At 72.0% G+C, this 7,659-nt stretch carries 6 protein-coding genes; all 6 read right to left on the minus strand.

Annotated elements, in window-relative coordinates; genetic code table 11:
- Positions 1 to 91 precede the first annotated feature (91 nt).
- The 6 genes from FNQ90_RS07315 to FNQ90_RS07340 all read right to left on the minus strand — a co-directional run bounded on the left by FNQ90_RS07315 (position 92) and on the right by FNQ90_RS07340 (position 7,635).
- Positions 92 to 559: a cytidine deaminase gene (locus tag FNQ90_RS07315; RefSeq protein ID WP_182605567.1), complete on the minus strand. Its 468-nt coding sequence runs from the start codon at positions 557 to 559 to the stop codon at positions 92 to 94.
- Positions 556 to 1,842 (minus strand): ABC transporter permease, encoded by a 1,287-nt coding sequence (locus tag FNQ90_RS07320; protein WP_182605569.1) that lies wholly within the window; start codon positions 1,840 to 1,842, stop codon positions 556 to 558. The genes FNQ90_RS07315 and FNQ90_RS07320 overlap by 4 nt, the downstream gene beginning before the upstream one ends.
- Positions 1,842 to 3,077: an ABC transporter permease gene (locus FNQ90_RS07325; protein ID WP_182605571.1), complete on the minus strand. Its 1,236-nt coding sequence runs from the start codon at positions 3,075 to 3,077 to the stop codon at positions 1,842 to 1,844. Before FNQ90_RS07325 ends, FNQ90_RS07320 begins: the two co-directional genes overlap by 1 nt.
- A complete protein-coding gene (locus tag FNQ90_RS07330; protein WP_182605574.1) occupies positions 3,074 to 4,789 on the minus strand; it encodes an ABC transporter ATP-binding protein in 1,716 nt (571 codons plus the stop codon). The genes FNQ90_RS07325 and FNQ90_RS07330 overlap by 4 nt, the downstream gene beginning before the upstream one ends.
- Before the next feature lie 342 nt (positions 4,790 to 5,131).
- Positions 5,132 to 6,163 carry a BMP family lipoprotein gene (locus FNQ90_RS07335; RefSeq protein WP_182605572.1) on the minus strand — a complete coding sequence of 344 codons (1,032 nt, stop codon included), beginning with the start codon at positions 6,161 to 6,163 and terminating at the stop codon, positions 5,132 to 5,134.
- A gap of 254 nt (positions 6,164 to 6,417) precedes the next feature.
- On the minus strand, positions 6,418 to 7,635 hold the full coding sequence (locus FNQ90_RS07340) for an amidohydrolase (RefSeq protein WP_182605576.1): 1,218 nt from the start codon (positions 7,633 to 7,635) through the stop codon (positions 6,418 to 6,420).
- Between the last annotated feature and the right edge of the window lie 24 nt (positions 7,636 to 7,659).

Raw genomic sequence — 7,659 nt, forward strand, 5'->3', positions numbered from 1 at the left:
CAGCGGGGACGGGGAGTCGCCACTCGGGACGACGACGACTCCCCGGCGACGGCCCGAGCGGCCGGGCGAACCGGCGTGATCGGGCCGGGGGTCAGTCCCGTTCCGGTGACGTCTCCCCGCCGGGGGGCGACCCGGCGGGCCGGGAGGCCTCGGGCAGCCACTGCGGGCCGAAGGCCAGCGCCAGCAGACGGTCCAGCGGCACCACGCCCCCGGGTGTCTCCACCAGCAGTTCGGGGCCGCCGTGCTCCATGAGCAGTTGCCGGCACCGGCCGCAGGGGACGATGACCTCACCCTCCCCGTTCACGCAGGTGAATCGGGTCAGGACGCCCCCGCCGCCGGCGTGCAGGGCGGAGACCAGGCCGCACTCGGCGCACAGTCCCAGCCCGTAGGAGGCGTTCTCCACGTTGCAGCCGGTGACGATCCGCCCGTCGTCCACCCGGGCGGCGGCGCCGACGGGGTAGCGGGAGTAGGGGGCGTAGGCGCGCCGTGCCGCCTCCCGCGCGGCGGCCCGCAGGGTGTCCCACTCCCCCTCCGGGACCGCCTGCCCGGGGGCGGTCACGTTCCCTGCCCCCGTCTGTAGGACCTACCGATGGCGGCGGGCACTCTCAGGTGTTGGGAGAACAGGGCGAGTACCAGCAGGGTGGTGATGTAGGGGCTGGCGGTGACCAGTTCCAGCGGCATGGTGTCGGTCGCGGAGTACCACAGGAAGAGCAGCACGGCGAGGACGCCGCTGACCGTGCCGGCCACCCGCTTGTTGCGGATGAACTGGTGGACGGCGAGGCCGGCCAGCGCGATCGCGAACAGCAGCAGCATGCCGTGCACGGTGGGACCGCCGCCGCGGATCTGCAGGGCGTCCATGAAGCCGAACAGGCCCGCGCCCATCGCCACACCGCCGGGCCGCCAGTTGCCGAAGATCATCGTGGCCAGACCCAGGTAGCCGCGACCGCCGGTCTGGCCGTCCTGGTACATGCGGATGAAGACCGCCAGGTAGGCGCCGCCGAGCCCGGCCAGACCCCCGGAGACGGCGACCGCGATGTACTTGTAGAGGTAGACGTTGACGCCCAGGGACTCGCCGGCCACGGGGTTCTCGCCGCAGGAGCGCAGCCGCAGGCCGAACGGCGTCTTCCACAGCACCCACCAGGTGCCGACGAACAGCAGGATCGCCAGCAGGGTGATCCAGGAGACGTTGGTGACGGCGGCGCCCAGGATGCCGGCGGTGTCGGAGACGAGGAACCAGCCCTGGTCGGCGATCGAGCGCAGCGCGTCGGAGATGCCGGGGACGGTGAACGTCGGCATCTCGTCCATGCGCGGCGACTGCTTGTCGTTGCCCCCGGCCTGCGCCGCCGCGCCCTCGCCGAACCACAGCTTGGCGAGGAACTGCACCACGCCCAGGGCGAGGATGTTGATCGCGACGCCGGAGACGATGTGGTCGACGCCGAAGGTGACGGTGGCCACCGCGTGCACCAGGCCGCCGAGGAGTCCGCCGATTATGCCGGCGAGGACCGCGGCCCAGGGCCCGTACTGCCAGCCGATCCAGCCGGCGGCGAACAGGCCGAGCATCATCATGCCCTCGAGGCCGATGTTGATCACGCCGGCGCGTTCGGCCCACAGGCCGCCGAGGCCGGCCAGGCCGATCGGCACGGCCAGGCCGAGGGCGCTGCCCCACTGCCGGGTGTCGGTGAGGCTGCCGGTGTCGGTGATGGCCCGGACCAGGGAGAGCAGGAGAAGACCGCCGGCGATGATCAGCAGGATCATCGGGTAGCTCAGGCGGCGTTTGCCGCCGCGTTCGACCCGACCGCGCGGGCGGACCGGGGGCGGAGCGGTCGCCAGTTCACTGGCCATCAGGGCACCTCCGGGTCGGTCGGGTCGTCCGACCCGTTCTGACCGGCGCGGCGGTCACCCGTCGCGCCGGGGGTGGTGGCGGGGGGCTTCTCCATCGGGACCGGGGCGCCGACGGCGGCCGGGGTCGCGGCGGCCCGGGCGGCGAGCTGGGCACCGACCATCCGCTGCTGGCGCCGCAGGCCCCAGCGGCGGACCAGTTCGTAGGCGATGACGACCGAGAGGACGATGATGCCCTGCATCACGCCGACGATCTCCTGGTTGTAGCCCTCGAAGTTGAGCCGTCCGCCGGTGCGCTCCAGGAAGGCCCACAGCAGGGCGGCGAAGGCCATGCCGACGGCGTGGTTGCGGCCCAGCAGGGCGATGGCGATGCCCATGAAGCCGATGCCGCCGGGGAAGTTGTTGCCGAAGGTGCCGGAGTCGTTGAGCAGGGTCGGCATGCCGACCAGGCCCGCCATGGCGCCGGAGAGCACCATGGCGGTGATCACCATGCGCTTGACGCTCACGCCGCCGGCCCGGGCGGCGGACTCGGATTCGCCGACCGACCGCAGGTCGAAGCCGAAGCGGGTGCGGCCCAGCAGGTACCAGTAGGCGAGGCCGGCGACGATCGCGATCACGATCGTGCCGTAGATCCGGCCGGCGTCGGTCTGGATGGTGAAGAACATGGTCGACTCCGGCAGGTACGGAGTGTGGACGATGTTCTGGGTGCGCTCGGCGAGCCGGCCGTCGTGCAGCAGGTAGCCGATCAGCGCGCCGCCGATGGCGTTGAGCATGATCGTGCTGATCACCTCGCTCACGCCCCGGGTGGCCTTGAGGAAGCCGGCGATGCCCGCCCAGATCGCGCCGACCGCCATGGCGGTGAGCAGGATGAAGGGGATGCGCAGGGTGCCCGAGAAGGTGAGGTACCCGCCGACTGCTGCGGCGAAGAACGCCGCGACCTGGTACTGGCCGTCGACCCCGATGTTGAAGAGGTTCATCCGGAAGCCGATGGCGACCGCGACGGCGGAGAGGTAGTAGGGGATCGCCTTGTTGATGATCCAGACCTGGCTGTCGGCCTTGGTGCCGTAGTCGCCCATGATCTGGAAGGCGAGGAAGGGGTTCTGACCGGTCAGCGACATGACCAGGGAGATGATCACGAAGGCGGTGGCCAGGGCCAGGGCGGGGGCGGCGAAGCCGAGCAGCAGCTTCTCGCGGTCGATCCGCCGCAACGGCTGCCACGTGCGCGGCGAGGTGGTCATCGGGCGCCTCCGTCGGTGCGTCCGTCGTGCTCGGCGCCGGTCCCCGACGCGGGGTCGGGTGCGGTGGCGCCCTGGTCATCGGCGGGGCCGGCGCTGTCGGCTCCGCCGGCGGTCGCACCGGTCATGGCGGTGCCCAGTTCCTCGGGGGTGATGGTCGCCGGATCGGCCTCGGCGACCAGTCGGCCCCGGTACATGACCCGCAGGGTGTCGGAGAGGCCGATCAACTCGTCGAGGTCGGCGGAGATCAGCAGCACCGCCAGGCCCCGTGCGCGGGCCCGCCGGATCTGGTCCCAGATCTGCGACTGCGCGCCGACGTCCACGCCGCGCGTGGGGTGGGCGGCGATGAGCACCTTGGGGTCGTGGCTCATCTCCCGGCCGAAGATCAGCTTCTGCTGGTTGCCGCCGGACAGGCTGGCGGCGGTGACGTCGATGCCGGGGGTGCGCACGTCGTGCTCGGCGACGATCCGCTCGGTGTCCCGGCGGGCGTCGCCGATGGTGAGCCGGCCGCCGCGGCTGTTGGGGCGCTCGGTGACGTGGCCGAGCATGCGGTTCTCCCACAGCGGGGCGTTGAGCAGCAGGCCGTGGCGGTGGCGGTCCTCGGGGATGTAGCCGACGCCGGCCTCGCGGCGGGTCCGGGTCCCGACCCGCGAGATGTCCTCGCCCGCCAGCTCGATCCGGCCGCCGTCGGGGGTGCGGATGCCCATGACGGCCTCGACCAGTTCGGCCTGGCCGTTGCCCTCCACGCCGGCGATGCCCAGGATCTCGCCGCGGTGGATGGTGAAGTCGATGTCGGTGAGGACCTCGCGGAGGGTGCCCTCGGTGTCGGTGCCCGACAGGTGCAGGCCGGAGACGGTGAGGACCGGCTCGTCGGTGACCGTGGACTCGCCGGTGTCCGGGACGGGCAGTTCGCTGCCGACCATGAGTTCGGCGAGTTCGCCGGGGCTGGTCTCGGCGGGGACCACGGAGGCGACGGTGGTGCCGCGCCGGATGACCGTGATGTCGTCGGCGACCGACAGCACCTCGCCGAGCTTGTGCGAGATGAAGATGACGGTCAGGCCCTCGGCCTTCAGCTCGCGCAGGTTGGCGAAGAGCGCGTCCACCTCCTGCGGGACCAGGACGGCGGTGGGCTCGTCCAGGATCAGGGTGCGGGCGCCGCGGTAGAGGACCTTGAGGATCTCCACCCGCTGGCGGTCGGCCACCCCGATCTCCTCGACCAGGACGTCGGGACGGATGTCCAGGCCGTAGGCGTCGGAGATCTCCATGATCCGACGGCGGGAGCGGGCACCGATGCCGTACGCCCTCTCCGCGCCCAGGACGATGTTCTCCCGGACGGTGAGGTTGTCGGCGAGCATGAAGTGCTGGTGCACCATGCCGATGCCGTTCCGGATGGCGTCGGCGGGCGAGGAGGGCGAGACCCGCTCCCCGTCGATGGTGATGGTGCCCTCGTCCGGCTTCTGCATGCCGTAGAGGATCTTCATGAGCGTGGACTTGCCCGCGCCGTTCTCCCCGATGAGGGCGTGCACGGTGCCGCGCCGGACGGTGATGTCGATGTCGTGGTTGGCCACGACACCGGGGAAGCGTTTGGTGATCCCGCGCAGTTCGACGGCGGGGACGCCGTCGGCGGGCGGGCCGTCGGCGGGGATGGTGGAGGCTGGGATGACGCACTCTCCTCGGGGGCGAAGGAGCGGGGCCGTGAGGTCGGTCGACGCTATCGCGCCCCGGCGGATTCTACCCGCGTAGCACCGGCGTCCGGTCCCGGCGGGAGCAGGGCTCCCCAGCGGGCCCGACGGGCGAACCCGGTCGGCGACGGTGGTTCGTCCGATCACCGGGGAGTCACAATACGGAAGGCCGGCGATCGGAAGCGGTGAGGGATGGGCAACAGCGGTCGTTTCCGAACGGCCGGTGCCCCGGGTCCGACGACCGCCCCGCCCCCGCCGGGGCGGGGGAACGGGGCGGAGCGGTGCCGGCCGCCGGCCCTCCGGTCACCACCCGTGGGGACGGGCGGCGACCGGGCGGGGTCCGGCGGTACCGGCGAGGAGTCGGACGGAGCGGACTCAGGGGGTGTCGTTGACGACGATCTCGCCGGAGACGATGCCCTCGCGGGCGGTGTCGATCTCGTCCATGATGTCGTCGATGAAGCCACCGGAGGTGGCCAGCCACACACCCTCGTCGGCCAGGGTGTACTCGCCGACGCCGTTCAGCGGCTCACCGTCGTGCACGCTCTGGATGAGGTCGAAGACGGCGACGTTCACACCCTTGACCGCGGAGGTCAGGATCGAGTCCTTGTACTCGGCCAGGCCGTCCTGGAGGTACTGGTCGGAGTCCACACCGATGGCCCAGGCGCCCTCGACACCGGCGACCTCCTCGATGGAACCGTTGCCCGCGAGGCCGGCGGCCGAGTAGATCACGTCGATGTCGCGGCCGAGCATGCCGTCGGCCTGCTCCTTGGCCTTGGCCACGTCGGTGAAGCCGCGGTCGTCATCGGCGTACAGGTACTGCACGTCGACGACGACATCCGGGTCGGTGTCGTTGACGCCCTGCTCGAAGCCGGCCTGGAACTTCTGGATCAGCGGAATGTTGACACCGCCGATGAAGCCGACCTTGCCGGTCTCGGTCTTCAGCGCCGCGGCCACACCGGCGAGGTAGGAGGCCTCGTGCTCGGCGAAGACCATGCTGTAGACGTTGTCGCCCTCGGCCACCGCGTCCACCACGCCGAAGGTGGTGTCCGGGAACTGCTCGGCCACCCGGGCGATGGCGTTGCCGTAGAGGAAGCCGACGCCGATGACCGGGTTGTAGCCCTCCTGGGCCAGCTCGGTCAGCCGCTGCTCGCGGTCCGCGTCGGTCTCGTCGTTGCGGGCGGTCTGGAAGTTGGCGGAGACGCCCAGCTCCTCCTCGGCCTGGTCGGCGCCCCGCGCCGCGGCCTCGTTGAAGGACTGGTCGTCACGGCCACCGACGTCGAAGGCGATGCCGACGCCCGGGCTCTCCCCATCGGCGGTCTCGGTGGAGCTCTCACCGCAGGCGCTCGCGGTCAGAGCGAGGGCCGCCGTGACGGCCACAGTGGATACAAGCCTCGTTACGCGGCGCAAGAGACGTTCCCTTCGCTCGGAGCGCCTCTCGGGCGCTGCTTTCGGCGGAATGGTAACGCGCGTAGATATGAAGTGACCGGCAGATGGATTCCTGTTATCGGATCGTCGTGAACGCAATCCGACCGCAACACGCAAGCACTCCCCCCGAGCCCCTCACCGCACGCGAACGATGCCGCACCCGGCGTACCGGGCGCGGCATCGTCGCAGGTCGGGAGCCTGCCCCGGAGCCGGGGCGGGCGGCGGACGGCGGGCCCTCAGCGCTCCTCGGCGTCCAACATGACGGACGCCGTGAACAATTCGACACCCACCGTGATGGCGCTCTCGTCCACGTCGAAATCGCCCTGGTGGATGTCGCGCGGCACGGCACCCGCCTCGCCGGGCGGGCGGACCCCCAGCCGGGCCATCGCGCCGGGCACCTGCTCCAGGTACCAGGAGAAGTCCTCGCCGCCCAGGCTCTGCTCGGTCGGCTCGACGCTGCCCGCCCCGCAACGGGCGGCCATCGCCTCGCCCAACAGGCCGGCGGAACCCGGCTCGTTGACCACCGGCGGGACACCCCGGACATAGCGCAGCTCGGACTTGGCGCGGTGCAGCCCCGCCACCTCGTCCACGGCCGCGTGCACCAGTTCGGGCGCCTCCCGCCAGGCGTCGATGTCCAGGCAGCGGATGGTGCCGGACAACTCGGCGATCTGCGGGATGACGTTGGGCGCGTGGCCGGTCTGCAGGCGACCCCAGGTCAGGGCGAGCCCGGCCCGGGTGTCCACCCGGCGGGCCAGCAGCGCCGGCACGTCGGTCACCAGCCGGGCCGCCGCCGTCACCAGATCGGTGGTCAGGTGTGGGCGGGCGGTGTGGCCGCCGGGGCCGGAGAGGGAGATCTCCAGTCGGTCGCAGGCCGAGGTGATCGGTCCGGTGCGCAGACCGATGCGACCGGTCTCCACCCTCGGGTCGCAGTGCACGGCGAGGATCCGTCCCACGCCCTCCAGCACGCCGGCCTCCAGCGCGTCCTGCGCGCCGCCGGGCAGCACCTCCTCGGCGGGCTGGAAGAGCAGCCGCACCGGGTGGGGCAGCAGCCCGCGCCGGGCGAGCCGGGCGAGCACGATGCCGGCGCCCAGCACGGCCGTGGTGTGCACGTCGTGTCCGCAGGCGTGGGCGCGGCCGGGGACCGTGGAGCGGTAGGGCACCGACTTGGTGTCGGGGATCGGCAGGGCGTCCAGATCGGCGCGGAGCGCCAGCATCGGACGGCCCCCCTCCCACACGCCACCGGGTCCGCCCGCCGAGACGGGAAGGATGTCGCAGATCAGGCCGGTGCCGCCGGGCAGGACGCGGGGGGTCAGCCCCTCGCGCTCCAATCGCTCCCGGACCACTGAGGTGGTGCGCACCTCGTGGTTGCCCAGTTCGGGGTGCATGTGCAGGTCGCGACGGATGGCGACCAGCTCGTCGGCCAGCTCCGGGGGGACCGTGCCGGGCAGGGGGATCGGGCCGGCGCCGGCACGCGGGGC

Origin of the sequence: Streptomyces alkaliphilus (assembly GCF_014141535.1) — a bacterium.
Lineage (GTDB): Bacteria > Actinomycetota > Actinomycetes > Streptomycetales > Streptomycetaceae > Streptomyces > Streptomyces alkaliphilus.